Consider the following 15,788-nt stretch of genomic DNA (forward strand, 5'->3'; position numbering starts at 1 on the left):
CAGCCCGGCGCCAAGAATACGGCCGTCTACACTGGACTTTCACTCACCGGGAACGCTCCCATCGACCACGGAATCTGTCATGGCCCGACTTGAGCAAATCGCACTTGACCGGCACGCGCACGCCTCCGCTACCGGCGGCCTGTGTGCCCGCCGCGAACGCATGGTCAAACAGCTGATCCTGGCGAACCTTGGGGAAAGCCTGGAGGTCACCGAGCTGGCCCGCGCCTGCGCCCTGTCCCGCAGCCACTTCTCTCGCGCCTTTAAGTGCACCACGGGCCTCTCTCCCCAGGAATGGATTCGGCAACAACGTATCCAGCGGGCCAAGGAACTGATCATCAGCTCTGGCTTGAGCCTGACCCAAATCAGCCAGGAATGCGGATTTTGCGACCAGGCACACTTCTGCCACATATTCAGCCGCAGCGAAGGCGTGAACCCGATGACCTGGCGTAACCACCAGCTTCGCGTGATCGCCGCCTAGTGGTGATTGCACCCCGGCGCAAACCTCTGGAATATGCACCACAGACCTCGCTCCAGAGACCGCGCATGAGCAACCCCAACGACCAGGCCATGCATTTCGGCCCCTACCGGATTCACCCGCGCCAGCGCGTGGTGCTGGAAGGTGGCCAGCCATTGCGCCTGGGCCGTCGGGCGGTCGATATCCTGCTGGTTTTGCTGGAGCACGCCGGCCAGGTGGTGAGCAAACAGGAGCTGATCGCCCGGGTCTGGCCCAAGACCGTGGTGGAGGACGGCAACCTGCGGGTGCACATGGCGGCCCTGCGCAAGGCCCTGGGCGACGGCCAGGCCGGGCAGCGCTATATCGTCACCGTGGCCCAGCGCGGCTACAGTTTCGTGGCGCCCCTGAGTATCGAACCCACAGCATTGAAAGGCGACAGCGCGGTGGGCCATCCCGGGCATAACCTGCCGCTGCGCCGCACTCGGATGCTGGGACGCCAGGCCCTGATCGAAAGCCTGGTGCACCAGTTGCCTCGGCACCGCTTCATCACCCTCACGGGTGCAGGCGGTATCGGCAAGACCACCGTCGCCCTGCGGGTAGCGGAATTGCTGATCGGGCGTTACCGCGACGGCATTCGCCTGCTGGACCTCGCCCCCCTGAGCCAGCCTTCGATGATCGTGCCCAACCTGGCAGCCCTGCTGGAGCTCCCGCCACCGAGTCACGAGCCGCTGGCCAGCCTGGCCGGCCTGCTGCGCGAGCGCCAGATGCTGTTGGTGATCGACAACTGCGAGCACCTGCTCGACGATATTGCGCTGATCAGTGAAACCCTGCTGCGCAATGCCCCCCATCTGCACATTTTGACCACCAGCCGCGAAGCCCTGCGCGCAGAAGGCGAGTTCGTACAACGCCTGGAGCCTTTGGCATGCCCACCGGCCACTGGCGACCGCGCCGCAGCCATGGCGTATCCCGCGCTGCAATTGCTGGTAGAACGGGCGCTGTCGTGCTGGGATGGCTTTGAACTGAGTGACAGCGAGCTGCCCCTGGCCATCGATATCTGCCGACGCCTGGACGGCATTCCCTTGGCGATCGAGCTGGTGGCGGCGCAAATCAAACGCTTTGGCCTGCAGGGCTTGCGGGTGCAGATGGAGGATAACTTTCGCCTGTTGACCCGCGGCCGACGCAGCGCCCTGCCCCGGCACCAGACCCTGCGCGCCACCCTGGAGTGGAGCTTCGACCTGCTGACCGCTTGCGAGCAGGTATGCCTGCGGCGCCTCGCAGTGTTCCGGGGTGGCTTCACCCTGGAATCAGCGGCGGCGGTGATAGGCGGTGAGCACATTGCGCCGACCGAGGTGCTGGGTTCAATCACGCAGTTGGTGGCCAAGTCCTTGCTCAACGTTGAGGTGGGCGATGAAGCGGTGGCCTATCGGCTGCTGGACATCACCCGGACCTACGCCCTGGAGAAACTCAGCGCTGCCTGCGAGCTGGAGGCCAGCCGTGAGCGACACGCCGCCCGGTGCCTGACACTGATGAATCAGGCGCAAGCCGACTGGGAACAAGTGTCCACCCGGCAGTGGCTCGACCGTTATGCAGGCTGTCGCGAAGATGTGCGTGCCGCCCTCGACTGGGGGTTGAGCCAGGACGGCGCGCCGCTGCTGGCCATCCGTTTGACGGTCAGCGCGATGCCGCTGTGGCAGGAGTTGTCGCTGCTCACCGAGCATGGTTTGTACGTAGGCAAAGCCCTGGCCCTGCTTCAGCAATCGGCTGCTCCCTGCGCGCACTTGCACCTGCAACTGCAATTGGCCCTGGGCAGTTTTTCCTATCACACCCAGGGCGCAACTCCACAGACCATCAACGCGTTCGTGCAGGCACGGCAACTGGCCGAAGGCAGCCACAATGTCGCCGGCCAACTCAGGGCCGTGTCCGGCCATATGGCGGTCAACCTGTGCAACGGCAACTACCGCCAGGCCCTGCGCCAAAGCCTGCATTTCGACCGCCTGGACCCCAACGCCCAACCGCTGCTGGCCTTGAGCGCACAGCGCCTGCGGGTGCTGGCGCAACATTTTGCCGGCAACCAGGCCCTGGCGCGGCATAACGCCGAACAGGTGATGCAGCGTATGGCCCACAGCGGCCACCTCAATCGGTTTACCCATGGATTCGGCGTGCAATACGACCAGAGCGTGGCGTCGCTGACGGTACTGGCACGCATCCTCTGGCTCCAGGGGTTCCCGGAGCGCGCCTGGCGCACTGCCCGCCAGGCGCTGGAGCTGGCGCTGCAAATCAATCACGGCACCTCGATCTGCTACACACTGGCCCTCGCGGGTGTCGTCATCGCCCACTACAACGGCGACGACGGGGCTGCCCGATCAATGCTGGAGCTGTTGTCGCAGCAGGCGCGCAAGCACTCGGTGCTGCTGTTCGACACCTGGGCCAGGCATTACGCCCACGCACTGGACGGCGTGGCGCACGAGGAGCACGTCGAAGGCCTGGGCCTGATCAAGGACATTGTCGCGACCCTGCACACTCGGGACGTGGATGAGGCCTGCTTCGAACGAGCCAGGCAAGGCGATGCGGGTTGGTGCACCGCGGAGATTCTGCGGGTGCGGGCCGAATCCCTGCTGCACCAGGCTGACTCGCCCCCGGTGCAGGCGGCTGAAAGCCTGTTGCTGGAAGCGCTGGGGCTGGCGCATCAGCAGGGAGCCTTGGCCTGGGAACTGCGAAGCGCCCTGTCACTGGCCCGGCTATGGCATCGCGAGGGCCGGCACGCCGCCGCGCGCGACCTGTTGCAAGCCGTTCATGGGCGCTTTACCGAAGGGTTTTCCACGCCGGACCTAGTGAGCGTGCGCCGCCTGCTCGACGAACTGCACCACAAACTGCCGGCTTGAGAACGCCCCCAGATAGTGCCCGTAGCCTTGCTGCAACAACCCCACCTGCGCAGGGTCACCCAGACGGGCCAACGCGTAGGCGCGTACGCAATTGAGCAGGCGATAACGCCGAGGTCCGGGGCCGGGTTCGACGGTCAGCAGCGAGGTGTCCACCAACCGTGCCAGCAGATAAGGCAAGTCGGCATGCTCCAGCTCAGTGCCGGCAATCAGCGCACCCAGCGTCGGCAAGGTCACCGCCATCTTGAACAACCCCAATTGGAGGAACAGCCAACGCTCCGGCAGGCTCAAGCGATCGTAGGTCCAGTCCAGTGCCGCGCTCATGGATTGGTGCCGCCCTACGGCCGTTCGCCGCCCGCCAGTCAGCACCAGCAAGCCGTTCGCCACCTGTGCTTGCAAGCCCTTGACGCCCAGGGCATCGACCTGGGCCGCCGCCAGTTCCAGGGCCAGCGGGATGCCGTCGAGGCGTCGGCAGATATCCCGCAGGGGCGCCAGGTCTTGCCTGCGCAAACCAAAGCCTTGCTGACTGGCCCGGGCGCGACTGACAAATAGCTGCACCGCAGGATAAGCCAGCGCTTGTTCGACATCGGCCAATGCCGACAGCGGCGGCACGACCAGCGCCGGCACGCGCTGAACCCACTCCCCAGGAATATGCAAGGCTTCGCGGCTGCTCAACAACAGCGTCACCCGGGGCGCCATTTCCCGCAGCGCGAACACCAGGTTGCGACACGCGGCCACCGCCTGTTCACACCCATCCAGGACCAACAACAAATGCCGCGACGCCAATTGCCGGCAAAAGCCTTGCAAGGTGCCACCCGGCTCAACGGCAATCCCGAGCGCCCCGGACAACTGGCGGACCACGCCCGATAGCTGGCTGACACCGGCCAACTCGACCCGCCACACGCCGTCGCGATAGCGCGGCAGCACCTGTGCAGCCAGGTACAGGGCCAGGGTGGTTTTGCCGATGCCGGCACACCCGGTAAGCGTCATCAGCGTTTGGCCCGGCAAGCGCCGTGCAAGGGCATGCGCCAGCGGGTCCAGGCCGAACACCGGTACCAGGCGTGCCGGCAGGTTATGGTGAGGCAAGGGCTGTGCCGGTGCTGCCTGCATCGGTTGCGTCGCGACAAAACAATACCCGCGCAGCGGCAGGTTGACGATATAACGCCGCCCGCCCTGGCCATCGGCCAAGGCACGGCGCAAGGCCGCGATGTGCACCCGCAGGTTGTTCTCCTCCACCACGCTGCTGGGCCACACCCGTGTAATCAGGTCTGCCTTGCTGACAAACTGCCCGGCCTGCTCCACCAGCACCGCGAGAATGTCCAGGGCACGCCCGCCCAGCGGCAGCGGCCGGCCCTCTTCGCACACCAGGCGCTGCTGGGGGTAAAAGGTGAAGGGGCCGAAGCGCACTTCACATTCAGGCTCAATCGTATGAAGGCTATGCATGCTCGTCAAAGCGCTGAAACACCCGGTCTTGGGCGCCTGCGCATCCTTTTCCATGGGACTGACGGCTATCTTGCCAGCTACCCGTGACAGGACAATGCTGGCACAGGGATCCACACGGACATTCAGGTGCGCCAGACGGCCATCAGCTGAATTGCTGGCGGTATTGGGTCGGGTTCAAGCCGAGTTTTTCACTGAACAGAAAACGCATATGCCGCACGCTGCCAAAGCCCGCATGAAAGGCTACGGTCTTAAGTGGCAGGTCGCTGCTCTCCAGCAAGTGCCGCGCGCGATCAATGCGCGCGCCTTGCAGGAAAGCCATCGGGGTCATCTGCACTTCCTTGGCAAACACCCGCGCAAAGTGCCGCGCGCTCATGCCTGCGAGTTGCGCCATGGACTCGATGGTAAAGGTCTGGTCCAGCCGCTCCAGCACATGGGTCTGCACCCGGGTAATCGCGGTTTCCTGGGGGGCCACCGCTGCGGTCATCGGGCTGAACTGGGCTTGGCCACCCTGGCGCTTCATGACCACCAGCAACACCTTGGCCACGTCGACAGCCACCTGCTTGCCGTGGTCCTGGGCAACAACCGACAGCGCCAGGTCGATGCCCGCCGTCACGCCGCCAGAGGTGATGAGCCGGCCGTCCTGCAGGTAGATGCGGTCGGTCTCCACCGTGGCCTTGGGAAAGGCCTTGATCAGCCGCTCGGTGTAATGCCAGTGAGTGGTCACGCGTTGGCCGTCCAGCAAGCCGGCGTATCCCAGCACGAAGGCACCGGTGCAGATGGAGCCGAATCGCCGGGCGCGAGGCACAGCCGCCTTGAGCCAGGGCAACAGGGCGGGATGGCATTCGTTGTAGGCGCCGGGGCCGCCGGGGACCAACAGCAAGTCATACGCCTCAAGGGCCTGGTCCAGGTGCAGATCGGGATGCACCACCACGCCATTGGAGGCCTGCAGTGGCCCCTGCTCGGTACCGACCGTCAGGATCTGATAGTGAGCTGACGGCGCAAGGTAGCGATTGGCAATGGAGAACACTTCCAGCGGCCCGGCCATGTCGAGCAGCAGAAAGTCGGGAAACAGCGCCATGGCCACGGTTTTCATTATTAGGAACTGTCCGTTCGGGGAGAGAAATCCTTGCATTATGGCACGCCACCAACTGTCAACCCATACAGGACAGTCATTCCGATTTAAGCTTCTTAATCAACCTATCACTAACCAGTAACCTTCTCCTCACACCGAAGCCCTGCATCTCGCAGCCAGCTTCCCTTGAGGAGAACACCCCATGCTGACCCTTCGCAAAGCCTCGGAACGCGGCGCCGCCAATCACGGTTGGTTGAAGTCGTTCCACACCTTCTCGTTCGCCAACTACTGGAATCCCAGGGAACAGGGTTTTTCCGACCTGCTGGTGATCAACGATGACCGGGTTGCCGCCGGCAAGGGCTTCGGCCAACACCCGCACCGCGACATGGAGATTTTCTCTTATGTGCTCGAAGGCGCCCTGGAACACAAGGACACCCTGGGCACCGGTTCGGTGATTCGCCCAGGCGATGTGCAACTGATGAGCGCCGGCAGCGGCGTGGCCCACAGCGAGTTCAACCACAGCCACACCCAGGGCGTGCACTTCCTGCAAATCTGGATCGTGCCGGACGTGGCCGGCGCCGAGCCGCGCTATCAGCAGGAGCACTTCACCGAAGCGCAAAAGCGTGGCCGGTTGCAGCTGATCATCTCGCCGGAAGGCACCGACGGCTCCCTTGGCGTGCGCCAGGATGCGCGGGTGTATGCCGGGTTGTTCAACGGCTTTGAAACCGCAAGCCTGGCCCTGGCCCCGGAGCGCTACGCCTACATCCACGTGGCGCGGGGCAGCATTGAAGTCAACGGCCAGCGCTTGCACGAAGGCGACGGTGCCCGAGTGCGCGATGAGCGGGAGATTCACCTGAGCCATGGCGAGAATGCCGAGGTGCTGGTGTTCGACCTGCGCCCTCGTGAACTGCCTGAAATGCCGTAAAGGTCGGCACGATGGCCCGGGAAAACGGGCCATCGCTGACGTCGATAGTCACCATCAGCGCAATGAAGTTCTCTAAAAAAATCCACCGCGTACCATCACATCCATACCAACCAATGACATCCCGGAGCACACCCTCATGAAACGCCAACTCTTGCTTAGCCTCGCTTTCTCGGTACTTGCTGTAAGCGCCTTTACCCAACCTGCCCTCGCTGAAGGCGGCGCGGATCGCCTGATGGACAGCCGCGTGGCTGAGGGTGGTTCTGACCGTTTGCTGGAACGTCGTGTGGCGGAAGGCGGTTCTGATCGGTTGCTGGAACGTCGTGTAGCTGAAGGTGGCGCTGACCGTCTTCAAGAAAACCGTGTAGCTGAAGGTGGTGCTGAGCGTCTTCAAGGCAACCGTGTAGCCGAAGGTGGTGCTGAGCGTCTGATGGAAAACCGCGCATAACCCTGGTTGCTCGCGGTTCACCCCCAGCCGGCCTGATCAGCCGGCTTTTTTTCGCCTGCTGTTTACTCACCGCCAACAGCGCCACAAAACCCTGTGGCGAGGGAGCTTGCTCCCGTTGGGCTGCGCAGCAGCCCCAATGAATACACCGCGTTTCTTCAGGGAGACCCCATTGGCAGGTTTTGGGGCGGCTTCGCAGCCCAGCGGGAGCAAGCTCCCTCGCCACACAAACGCTCTCGCCAACGTAAGTCGCCGCTCGCTGTTAACACCGCTCACGATCCAGCCACACCACCGCCTTGCCAATCTGCTGCCTGGCTTCAATGCGCGCGTGCACCTGCTGCACCTCTTCCAGCGTGTAATGCCCTTCGATATCCACCGTCAGCGAACCCTCAAGCATCGCCGCGAACACCGCATTGGCACGCCGTTGCACGGTCGGGCTGTCGGCCATGTGGTCGTTGAGCCGTGGACGGGTCAGGAACAGCGAGCCGGCTTCGCCCAACTCCATCGGGTCCAGATCAGTGATCGAACCGGAGACGTTGCCGTAATTGACGATCAGCCCCCGCGTACGACAGGCCTTGAAGCTTTCACGCAAGGTGGCCTTGCCCACCGAATCGAACACCACGTCCACACCCCGCCCCTGCGTTGCCTGCAAGACTCGCTCGGCAAACCCGTCATATGGCCAGGCGTGATCAGCACCGCGCTGAAGGGCAATCGCACATTTTTCAGTGCTGCTGCCGGTGGTGAATACCGTGGCGCCGAGTCGACGGGCCATTTGCACCAGTAACTGGCCGATGCTGCCGGATGCGGCATGGATCAGGCAGCTGTTGCCTGCCTGCAACCGCGCGACATCTTCAATCAGGTAGTGAGCCGTACAGCCCTGGAACATCGCCGCAGCCGCCTGATCGAAGCCGATCGCATTCGGAATCTGCGCGACCCGCGCGGCCGGCACGCTGGCGTATTCAGCAAACGCACCCCAGGCAATGCACCACGCCACCCGATCACCTGGCGCCAGATGGCTAACGCCCTCGCCCACTTCCACCACCACACCCGCGCCTTCCATGCCCAGGGTGCAAGGCACTCGCACCGGGTATGTCACCGACTGGGCGTACTTGCCCTGACGGGTATGCACATCCATGAAGTTGATCCCGGCGCAGGCCACCTTGATCAGCACGTGGCCGGGCATCACTTGGGGTTTGGGCACATCAAGGCGCAGTTGAACGACCTCCGGGCCGCCGTAGGTTTCAAGGGTGAGGGCTTTCATCGCGGGACAACTCCGTTTGCGGTAGGAATGCGCCATGGTAAAAGGCACCACTCTGTACGAGAATTCCCCAACACCTCCCACCCTCCGTGCGGAAATAACCCGATGTTCGACTGGCAGGATCTGTATTACTTCACCGTACTGGCGCGCACTCAGTCGCTGTCGGCGGCCGCCCGCGAGCTGCAGGTGGAACACGCCACCGTGGGCCGGCGCGTCGATGCCCTGGAAAAAGCCCTCGGCGTCAAACTGGTGGATCGCCTGCCCCGCAGCCGGCCACTCACGGAGGAAGGCCTGGCGTTGGCCAGGTTGGCGGCAGGCATGGGCGAGATGGCCACCGACGTGATGCGCCTGTCCCGCGTGGCCTCGATCGAAGTGGCCGGCACCGTGCGGGTCAGTTGCCCGCCGTCGATTGCCATCCACTGCATCGCGCCCCACATCGCGCGCTTCCGGGCGCAGTATCCCAAATTGAATATCGTGCTGATGTCCTCGACCACGCTTGCCGCTCTGGACAAAGGTGAAGCCGACATTGCCCTGCGCACGGTGCGGCCCGATGAGGAGGCACTGGTGCGCAGGAAGGTCGGCGCGGTGCGCTTCGGGCTCTATGCCACACCCGAGTTCAAACGGTTACCCGCCGAACAGTGGGCGTTCATCGCCTATGACGCCACCCGTGACCATCTGCCCCAACAGGCATGGATGCACCAGGTACGCGGCAGCCGCGCGATTGCCTTTGCCGCCAGCGACCTGATCACCCAGCAAATGGCCGCCCGGTCCCAGGTGGGCGCGGTGGTGTTACCCACGTTGGTGGGTGACCACGACGCGGCATTGGTGCGGCTGGCAACGAATACCGAAGGCCCGGTTCGCGATATCTGGCTGACGGTGTACCCCGACATGCGCCGCTCGCCTTCGGTGAAGGTGGTGATGGAGTTTTTGGTGAGTTGCATTGAAAGCGCGCCGCAGTTGCGGCGCTGAAGCCGATTACTGCGCCGCGTACTGCTCGTCGCTGACCTGTTCCATCCAGTCCACCACCTTGCCGTCGAGCATCTCGTTGATCGCGATATGGGTCATGGCGGTGTTGGCCGTGGCGCCGTGCCAATGCTTGACGCCGGGGGCAATCCACACGGTGTCGCCGGGGCGAATTGCCCGCACGGGCTGGCCCCATTCCTGAACCTGGCCCAGACCTGCGGTCACGATCAATGTCTGCCCCAGGGGATGGGTGTGCCACGCGGTACGCGCCCCCGGTTCAAAGGTGACAACGGCGCCAGTGACACGCGCGGCATCGGTGCCCTTGAAAGGTGAGTCGACGCGCACTGTGCCGGTGAAATAGTCCGCCGGCCCTTTGGCCGAGGGTTGGGAACCGTTGGGTGTGATGGTCAGCATGGGGGTCTCCTGTGCCGATGATTCGAGTGCCAGCAAGGACAATGAAAGTGCGGTGACGGCGAGACGAGTGTTCATAGGCCGGTCATCCGTTCCAGGGCTTCGGGATAGCGGTCGCCGTGCACCGCGATGTTTGCAGCGGCGACGTTCAGCTCACTGAGTTCTGCAGCGCTGAGCTGCACCTCGACCGCCCCCAGGTTTTCCGTCAGGCGCGAGGGTTTGGTGGTGCCCGGAATCGGTACGATCCACGGCTTCTGGGCCAGCAACCAGGCCAATGCTATTTGCGATGGCGTGGCGTGTTTGCGCCGGGCGACCTGGTGCAGCAACTCCACCAGGGCCTGGTTGGCCTGTAAGGCTTCGGGCGTGAACCTTGGTAACGTGCTGCGAAAGTCCGAGCTGTCAAAGGTGCTGTGACTGTCGAACTTGCCCGTCAGAAAGCCTTTGCCCAACGGGCTGTAGGGCACCAGGCCAATGCCCAGTTCCTCCAGCAGTGGCAACACCTCGGCCTCGGGCTTGCGCCACCACAGTGAGTACTCGCTTTGCAACGCGGTCACCGGTTGCACGGCATGGGCGCGGCGGATGGTCGAGGCGCCGGCTTCAGACAAACCGAAATGCTTGACCTTACCCTCCTGAATCAAATCCTTCACCGCGCCGGCCACCTCTTCGATCGGCACATTCGGGTCCACCCGATGCTGGTAAAACAGGTCGATCACATCGGTCTTCAGGCGCTTGAGCGAGGCTTCGGCCACCTGGCGAATATGCTCCGGCCGGCTGTTGAGACCCGACCATTTGCCGTTGCCGGACGGGTCCAGGGCAAAGCCGAACTTGGTGGCGATCACCACCTGCTCACGCAGCGGCGACAGCGCTTCACCCAGCAGTTCTTCATTGATGAACGGGCCATAGACTTCGGCGGTATCGAAGAAGGTCACGCCTTGTTCAACCGCGTTGCGCAACAAGGCAATCATCTGCTGTTTGTCGGCCGCGGGGCCGTAGCCAAAGCTCATGCCCATGCAGCCAAGGCCAAGGGCGGAGACTTCGAGTGGGCTGTTGCCGAGTGTGCGTTTGAGCATGATCGTTCTCCGGGTAAGGGGGCTGATTCCAATCTAACAGTTACGAATTGTGATAATTAGCCGCTAGAATCTGAAAATACTTATGAGGATGACTCACCAATGCTCAGGGAAAACGCCAATGACCTGCTCGCGTTTCTGGCGGTAGCCCGCGAGCGCAGCTTTACCAAGGCGGCGGCCAAGCTCGGGGTTTCCCAGTCGGCGCTGAGCCATACCCTGCGCGGCCTGGAGGCGCGGTTGGGGCTGCGTCTGCTGACCCGCACCACCCGCAGCGTGTCGCCCACCGAAGCCGGGCAGCATTTGATCGATACGATCGGGCCGCACTTCGATGAAATCCAGGTCGGCCTTGAGGGTTTGAGCCACTTGCGGGACAGGCCGTCCGGCACCATCCGTATCAATGCCATGGACCACGCGCTGGAGTTCATCCTGTGGCCGGTGCTGAAACCGTTCCTCGCGCAGTACCCGGATATCGCCGTGGAAGTGTGTTGCGACTACGGCTTTGTCGACATCGCCGCCCACGGCTTCGACGCCGGCGTACGCCTCGGGGAAGACGTGGCCCAAGGCATGATTGCCACGCGCATCAGTCCCGATATGCGCATGCTGGTGGTGGGTTCACCGGCCTACTTTGCCCAGCGCGCCATACCCCGCACACCTCGCGACCTGACCGATCACGCCTGCAACAATTTGCGCCTGCCCACCAATGGCGGCCTGTACGTGTGGGAGTTCAAAAAAGGCGAGGAAAGCCTGAATGTGCGGGTGTCTGGCCAGGTGACGTTCAATGGCGTGTACCCCTTGCTCAAGGCGGCGCTCGACGGCTTCGGCTTGAGCTACGTGCCTGCCGACCTGGTGGCGACTTACCTGGCAGACGGTCGCCTGGTGCAGGTGCTGGATGACTGGTGCGCGCCGTTTGCCGGTTTCCACCTGTATTACCCCAGCCGTCGCCAGGCCTCACCCGCCTTTGCGCTGCTGGTGGAAGCGCTGCGTTATCGCGGTTGAAGGAAGTCCGCCAGCGCGCCGCCCAGGGCCTCAAATACCAAGGCGATGCGCTGCACCCGGCGCATGTCCTGATGCATCGCAATCCACACGTCGACGCTGAAATCCACCTGCCCGGGCAGCACGCGCACCAGCCCGTGACGCTGCGCCACCTGGCTTGAGCACACGCCAATTCCCAGCCCGGCACGCAGCGCCGCCAACTGGGCGAGGTGATCGTCGGTGCGGATAAATGTATTGGCCGCCGAACAGTCAAAACCGCGCTCACGCAGGAACTCGATCTCCAGCAAATTGCGGTCCGGGCCGATCAGCGGGTAGCCGTGCAATTGCGCGACGGTGTCCGGCGTGCCCTGCTCCGCCAGCAACTCCGGTGCGGCGTACAACCCCACTTGCAGGTCGCCGACCTTGCGCGCGACCACCGTCGCTTCCGTAGGGCGGCGGATGCGCACGGCGACGTCAGCCTCCTGCCGGGCCAGGGCTTGCAGGCGGTTGGACACGCTCAACTCAATGGCCAATTGCGGATGATCACGGCGCAGGCTGCGCAGCATCGGCGGCAGCACCTCAACCCCCAGCAGCTTGCCGCTGGTAAGCCGCACCGTGCCACTGGCCAACGCCGCATCGGCGGAGGCTGCGCGGTTGAAGGCGTTGGCGGCAACGGCCATTGCTTCCACGTGGCTGATCAGGTCCTTGGCGGTGTCGGTGGGCAACAGCCCAGAAGGTGAGCGGATAAACAGGCTGACCCCGACGCTTTGCTCCAGCGCCTCGATCCGTCGCCGCGCGGTGGCCTGGGCGATCCCCAGCAAACGGGCCGCGCCCGACAGGCTGCCGGTGCGCAGCACGGCGAGGAAGGCGCGCTGGGTTTCCCATTGGAGTTGAGGGGCGTTCATACATTTCCTGTGAGCCGCTGGGCAGTTTTGGCGGATGTTCTTTGTTCGGGGGCTGCGGCATGCTGGCGAGCATAACCGATGGGGCTTTCGCCCTCACTTTGCACAGGATCGTTTTTGATGACACTCACCGGCCAATGCCGCTGCGCCAACGTGACCTACACCCTCAATACCGACGCACCGCTGGCGGTGTATGCCTGCCATTGCCAGCACTGCCAGACCTGGAGCGGCAGCGCGTTTGCCTTGCATGCGCTGTTGCCGGCGGACGCGTTGAAGGTCGACGGGGTGTTGACGGAATATGGTTATGACCTAGAGGGGCAGCGTTCGGAGCATCACCTGTGCGGGGTGTGCCATACGCGAATCTACAACACCACGACGGCTGCGCCGGGGCTGGTTGTGCTGCGGGTCGGGACACTGGATGAGAGCCCGGCCGTGCAGCCGGTGGCGCATATCTGGGTGCGGCACAAGCAGCCGTGGGTGACGCTGGCGGAGGGCGTTCCGACGTGGCCGCAAAGCCCGACGCCCCAGGCGTTTGCGCAGGCGTTGAGTGAACACAAAACACAAATGTATGTGGCGAGGGGGCTTGTCCCCCGTTGGGCTGCGAAGCAGCCCCAATAAGGTCCCCGTGCTCTGTCAGATAGAACTCTGCTGTTAGTTTTGGGGCCGCTGCGCAGCCCAGCGGGGGACAAGCCCCCTCACCACAGAAGTCGAGTCGATCTTAAGAGTCAGCACTTCTCCATTGCGCAGTTGCCAATCGAAGAAGTCCGAAAAGTCATCGCGAACCAATGCGCGGATCGCCTTGGCCACCACCCCATGGGCAACCAGTACCACCACCTGTTGCCCATGGTTCAGCAGCAGCTCATTCAATCCACCCCGAATACGCTCGACAAACTGTGAGATTGACTCCCCATCAGTCGGCGCCAGTTCCCACTGCCGGGTAATATTTTGCGCCCACAGCTCGGGATACCTCTGCGCCGCTTCTTCCTGGGTCAGTCCTTCAAACACACCCACACCGCGTTCACGAAACGCATCCAGCGTGGACAATGCCAGCCCGTCATCCGCAAAAACAATCGCCGCCGTTTGCTGAGCCCTGCGCAGCGGCGAGACCACGACGGTGTCGATCTGCACCGGTAACTTTACCCGCAACTCCTGCGCCTGAAGCACGCCCCGCTCGTTGAGCTCAACGTCCAGCGAGCCCTGGTAACGCCCTTCGGCATTGGCCTGCGTTTCGCCATGGCGAACAACATACAACTGCATACCGCCCTCCTTCATCCTGACGTTGAAAAGCCGCGAACGGCCTCCCCGATAAAGTCCTAAGCTAAGATCGAAAGATTATTTATCGAAAGATTTTTAGAACCATAAGCTGACCTTAATCCATTAAGAGTCGAGCACGCCATGCCCCAGTTTTCGCTCCACCGCCTTTTCATCGCCGGCCTGGCCACACTGGGCCTCTGCACCACCCTGAACACTCAAGCCCAGGAAACCGTACGCATCGGTTACCAGAAATCCTCGACCCTGATCACCCTGCTGAAAACCCAGGGCACCCTGGAAAAAGCCCTGAAGGCCGACGGCATCGACGTCACCTGGCATGAGTTCCCCAGTGGCCTGCCGCTGCTGGAAGCCTTGAACGTCGGCAACGTCGACATCAGCGCCGACGTGGCCGACACGGTGCCGATCTTCGCCCAGGCTGCCCAGGCCAAACTCACCTACTTCGCCCAGGAAGCGCCCTCGCCGCAGGCGCAGGCCATTGTGGTGCGCAAGGACTCGCCGATCCAGCAACTGGCGGATTTGAAGGGTAAGAAAATCGTCGTGACCAAGGCTGCTGGCACTCACTACTTGTTGATTGCTGCCCTGAACAAGGCAGGGCTGGCCTTCTCCGATATCGAGCCGGCGTACCTGACGCCCGCCGACGGTCGCGCTGCGTTTGAAAACAACAAGGTTGATGCCTGGGTTACCTGGGAACCCTTCCTCACCAGCGTGCAGCGCCAACTGCCTACCCGTCCCCTGGCGGATGGCACTGGGCTGGCCAGTTATAAGCGTTATTACCTGACGGGTACGGCTTATGCCAAGGCGCATCCCGAGGTGTTGAAACTGGTTTACGAGCAGTTGCACAAGGCGGGTGAGTGGGTGAAGAGCCATCCGCGAGATGCCGCGAAAGTGCTGGGGCCGTTGTGGGGCAACCTGGATGCGGAGACTGTCGAGGCGGCCAATGCTCATCGCAGTTATGAAGTGCAGCCGGTGACGCTGGATCAGTTGGGGGAGCAGCAGAAGATTGCCGATGCGTTTTTCAAGGCGGGGTTGTTGCCCAAGGCGGTGGATGCGCAGGATGTGCAGGTGTGGAAGCCCTGACGGTTTGCCCGGCATCCGGGGCGGGGTGCATATCCATTTCTGCGGTAACGGCGGCTTATGGTTTCGCTCTTACAGCGACTCACTTTGGAAAAGCCCCAAAGTAAGCAAAGGGCTCTGCCCCGCCTGTCGGCACCTCGCCTAGGCTCGGTGTTCCCTCACTCCGGCATTGCTCCGCGGGCCGCCGCGACGGGGCGTCCCTGCCCCGTCGCGGCTAAACCGGCGTCCTGCCGGTTTACCCGCTCCTCAATCCCTGCGTTCGGCCTCGGGCTTATTGGGGCAGTCAGATCAAGATCAAAAGCAAGAGCACAGCGGCCTACAGGCCGGCTTGAGTGGTAGAAGCCAGAGCAAAAACCGAAGCGAAAACAGAGCTGCTTTTCTGTAGGAGCCGGCTTGCCGGCGATGGCATCACCTCGGTGTGTCTGATGTACCGAGTTGTCTGCATCGCAGGCAAGCCAGCTCCCACATTTGACCGTGCCCGCTGTAGATTTTGATCTTGATGTTGCCTTTGCTTCACACCACTCAAGCCGGCCTGTAGGCCGCTGTGCTGTTGATCTGCTTTTGATCTTGATCTTAGGCGCCCCGTTAAACCACGCTGGCCGAACGCAGGCTTTGGAGCGTGGGTAACCCGGCAGGACGCCGGGTTAGCCGCGC

Annotated in this window: 15 protein-coding genes; 8 read left to right on the plus strand and 7 right to left on the minus strand. The window is 63.0% G+C overall.

Going from position 1 to position 15,788, the window contains the following annotated elements; all coding sequences use genetic code 11:
• The first annotated feature begins 79 nt into the window (after positions 1-79).
• Complete coding sequence (locus tag P3C29_RS07955; protein WP_275964248.1) at positions 80-478, plus strand: AraC family transcriptional regulator; 399 nt, start codon at positions 80-82, stop codon at positions 476-478.
• A gap of 65 nt (positions 479-543) precedes the next feature.
• Entirely contained in the window at positions 544-3,336 is a 2,793-nt protein-coding gene (locus P3C29_RS07960) for a winged helix-turn-helix domain-containing protein (RefSeq protein WP_275964249.1), read from the plus strand.
• On the opposite strand, the gene P3C29_RS07965 is transcribed toward P3C29_RS07960, so the two are convergent.
• On the minus strand, positions 3,283-4,830 hold the full coding sequence (locus tag P3C29_RS07965) for a winged helix-turn-helix domain-containing protein (protein WP_275964250.1): 1,548 nt from the start codon (positions 4,828-4,830) through the stop codon (positions 3,283-3,285). The two genes, P3C29_RS07960 and P3C29_RS07965, sit on opposite strands and share 54 nt — an antisense overlap.
• An 88-nt stretch (positions 4,831-4,918) precedes the next feature.
• A complete protein-coding gene (locus tag P3C29_RS07970) occupies positions 4,919-5,869 on the minus strand; it encodes a GlxA family transcriptional regulator (RefSeq protein WP_275964251.1) in 951 nt (316 codons plus the stop codon).
• A gap of 181 nt (positions 5,870-6,050) precedes the next feature.
• Between P3C29_RS07970 and P3C29_RS07975 the strand changes: the two genes are divergently transcribed.
• Complete coding sequence (locus P3C29_RS07975) at positions 6,051-6,773, plus strand: pirin family protein (protein WP_010171992.1); 723 nt, start codon at positions 6,051-6,053, stop codon at positions 6,771-6,773.
• 136 nt (positions 6,774-6,909) lie between these two features.
• Positions 6,910-7,218, plus strand: a complete 309-nt coding sequence (locus tag P3C29_RS07980; RefSeq protein WP_275964252.1) for a hypothetical protein — start codon at positions 6,910-6,912, stop codon at positions 7,216-7,218.
• A gap of 259 nt (positions 7,219-7,477) precedes the next feature.
• On the opposite strand, the gene P3C29_RS07985 is transcribed toward P3C29_RS07980, so the two are convergent.
• Complete coding sequence (locus P3C29_RS07985) at positions 7,478-8,476, minus strand: quinone oxidoreductase (RefSeq protein ID WP_275964253.1); 999 nt, start codon at positions 8,474-8,476, stop codon at positions 7,478-7,480.
• Between the two features lie 102 nt (positions 8,477-8,578).
• Here P3C29_RS07985 and P3C29_RS07990 point away from each other — a divergent pair, with 102 nt between their 5' ends.
• A complete protein-coding gene (locus tag P3C29_RS07990; RefSeq protein ID WP_275964254.1) occupies positions 8,579-9,442 on the plus strand; it encodes a LysR family transcriptional regulator in 864 nt (287 codons plus the stop codon).
• Positions 9,443-9,448: 6 nt separating this feature from the next.
• On the opposite strand, the gene P3C29_RS07995 is transcribed toward P3C29_RS07990, so the two are convergent.
• The gene (locus P3C29_RS07995; protein ID WP_178121010.1) at positions 9,449-9,850 is read right to left on the minus strand and encodes a cupin domain-containing protein; all 402 of its coding nucleotides are present in this window, start codon (positions 9,848-9,850) and stop codon (positions 9,449-9,451) included.
• A gap of 71 nt (positions 9,851-9,921) precedes the next feature.
• Positions 9,922-10,917 (minus strand): aldo/keto reductase, encoded by a 996-nt coding sequence (locus P3C29_RS08000; protein WP_275964255.1) that lies wholly within the window; start codon positions 10,915-10,917, stop codon positions 9,922-9,924.
• 99 nt (positions 10,918-11,016) lie between these two features.
• Here P3C29_RS08000 and P3C29_RS08005 point away from each other — a divergent pair, with 99 nt between their 5' ends.
• Complete coding sequence (locus P3C29_RS08005) at positions 11,017-11,910, plus strand: LysR family transcriptional regulator (protein WP_275964256.1); 894 nt, start codon at positions 11,017-11,019, stop codon at positions 11,908-11,910.
• Here P3C29_RS08005 and P3C29_RS08010 read toward each other — a convergent pair.
• A complete protein-coding gene (locus P3C29_RS08010) occupies positions 11,898-12,791 on the minus strand; it encodes a LysR family transcriptional regulator (protein WP_201124554.1) in 894 nt (297 codons plus the stop codon). The two genes, P3C29_RS08005 and P3C29_RS08010, sit on opposite strands and share 13 nt — an antisense overlap.
• A gap of 117 nt (positions 12,792-12,908) precedes the next feature.
• Here P3C29_RS08010 and P3C29_RS08015 point away from each other — a divergent pair, with 117 nt between their 5' ends.
• Positions 12,909-13,406 (plus strand): GFA family protein, encoded by a 498-nt coding sequence (locus P3C29_RS08015; protein WP_201124555.1) that lies wholly within the window; start codon positions 12,909-12,911, stop codon positions 13,404-13,406.
• A 33-nt stretch (positions 13,407-13,439) separates the two neighbouring features.
• Here P3C29_RS08015 and P3C29_RS08020 read toward each other — a convergent pair whose 3' ends face one another.
• Positions 13,440-14,045: a histidine phosphatase family protein gene (locus tag P3C29_RS08020; protein WP_201124556.1), complete on the minus strand. Its 606-nt coding sequence runs from the start codon at positions 14,043-14,045 to the stop codon at positions 13,440-13,442.
• Between the two features lie 138 nt (positions 14,046-14,183).
• Between P3C29_RS08020 and P3C29_RS08025 the strand changes: the two genes are divergently transcribed.
• Positions 14,184-15,137 (plus strand): aliphatic sulfonate ABC transporter substrate-binding protein, encoded by a 954-nt coding sequence (locus tag P3C29_RS08025; protein WP_275964257.1) that lies wholly within the window; start codon positions 14,184-14,186, stop codon positions 15,135-15,137.
• The last annotated feature ends 651 nt before the right edge of the window (positions 15,138-15,788 follow it).

Source organism: Pseudomonas sp. 1912-s (assembly GCF_029269205.1).
Taxonomy (GTDB): Bacteria; Pseudomonadota; Gammaproteobacteria; order Pseudomonadales; family Pseudomonadaceae; genus Aquipseudomonas.

What these genes read in the sequence shown, in the direction of transcription:
- P3C29_RS08020 (WP_201124556.1), bottom strand. Translation starts at nt 14,045, where the DNA reads ATGCAGTTGTATGTTGTTCGCCATGGCGAAACGCAGGCCAATGCCGAA.
- P3C29_RS07960 (WP_275964249.1), top strand. Translation starts at nt 544, where the DNA reads ATGAGCAACCCCAACGACCAGGCCATGCATTTCGGCCCCTACCGGATT.
- P3C29_RS07965 (WP_275964250.1), bottom strand. Translation starts at nt 4,830, where the DNA reads ATGGAAAAGGATGCGCAGGCGCCCAAGACCGGGTGTTTCAGCGCTTTG.
- P3C29_RS07990 (WP_275964254.1), top strand. Translation starts at nt 8,579, where the DNA reads ATGTTCGACTGGCAGGATCTGTATTACTTCACCGTACTGGCGCGCACT.
- P3C29_RS08000 (WP_275964255.1), bottom strand. Translation starts at nt 10,917, where the DNA reads ATGCTCAAACGCACACTCGGCAACAGCCCACTCGAAGTCTCCGCCCTT.
- P3C29_RS08010 (WP_201124554.1), bottom strand. Translation starts at nt 12,791, where the DNA reads ATGAACGCCCCTCAACTCCAATGGGAAACCCAGCGCGCCTTCCTCGCC.
- P3C29_RS07995 (WP_178121010.1), bottom strand. Translation starts at nt 9,850, where the DNA reads ATGCTGACCATCACACCCAACGGTTCCCAACCCTCGGCCAAAGGGCCG.
- P3C29_RS07955 (WP_275964248.1), top strand. Translation starts at nt 80, where the DNA reads ATGGCCCGACTTGAGCAAATCGCACTTGACCGGCACGCGCACGCCTCC.
- P3C29_RS07970 (WP_275964251.1), bottom strand. Translation starts at nt 5,869, where the DNA reads ATGAAAACCGTGGCCATGGCGCTGTTTCCCGACTTTCTGCTGCTCGAC.
- P3C29_RS08015 (WP_201124555.1), top strand. Translation starts at nt 12,909, where the DNA reads ATGACACTCACCGGCCAATGCCGCTGCGCCAACGTGACCTACACCCTC.
- P3C29_RS08005 (WP_275964256.1), top strand. Translation starts at nt 11,017, where the DNA reads ATGCTCAGGGAAAACGCCAATGACCTGCTCGCGTTTCTGGCGGTAGCC.
- P3C29_RS08025 (WP_275964257.1), top strand. Translation starts at nt 14,184, where the DNA reads ATGCCCCAGTTTTCGCTCCACCGCCTTTTCATCGCCGGCCTGGCCACA.
- P3C29_RS07985 (WP_275964253.1), bottom strand. Translation starts at nt 8,476, where the DNA reads ATGAAAGCCCTCACCCTTGAAACCTACGGCGGCCCGGAGGTCGTTCAA.
- P3C29_RS07980 (WP_275964252.1), top strand. Translation starts at nt 6,910, where the DNA reads ATGAAACGCCAACTCTTGCTTAGCCTCGCTTTCTCGGTACTTGCTGTA.
- P3C29_RS07975 (WP_010171992.1), top strand. Translation starts at nt 6,051, where the DNA reads ATGCTGACCCTTCGCAAAGCCTCGGAACGCGGCGCCGCCAATCACGGT.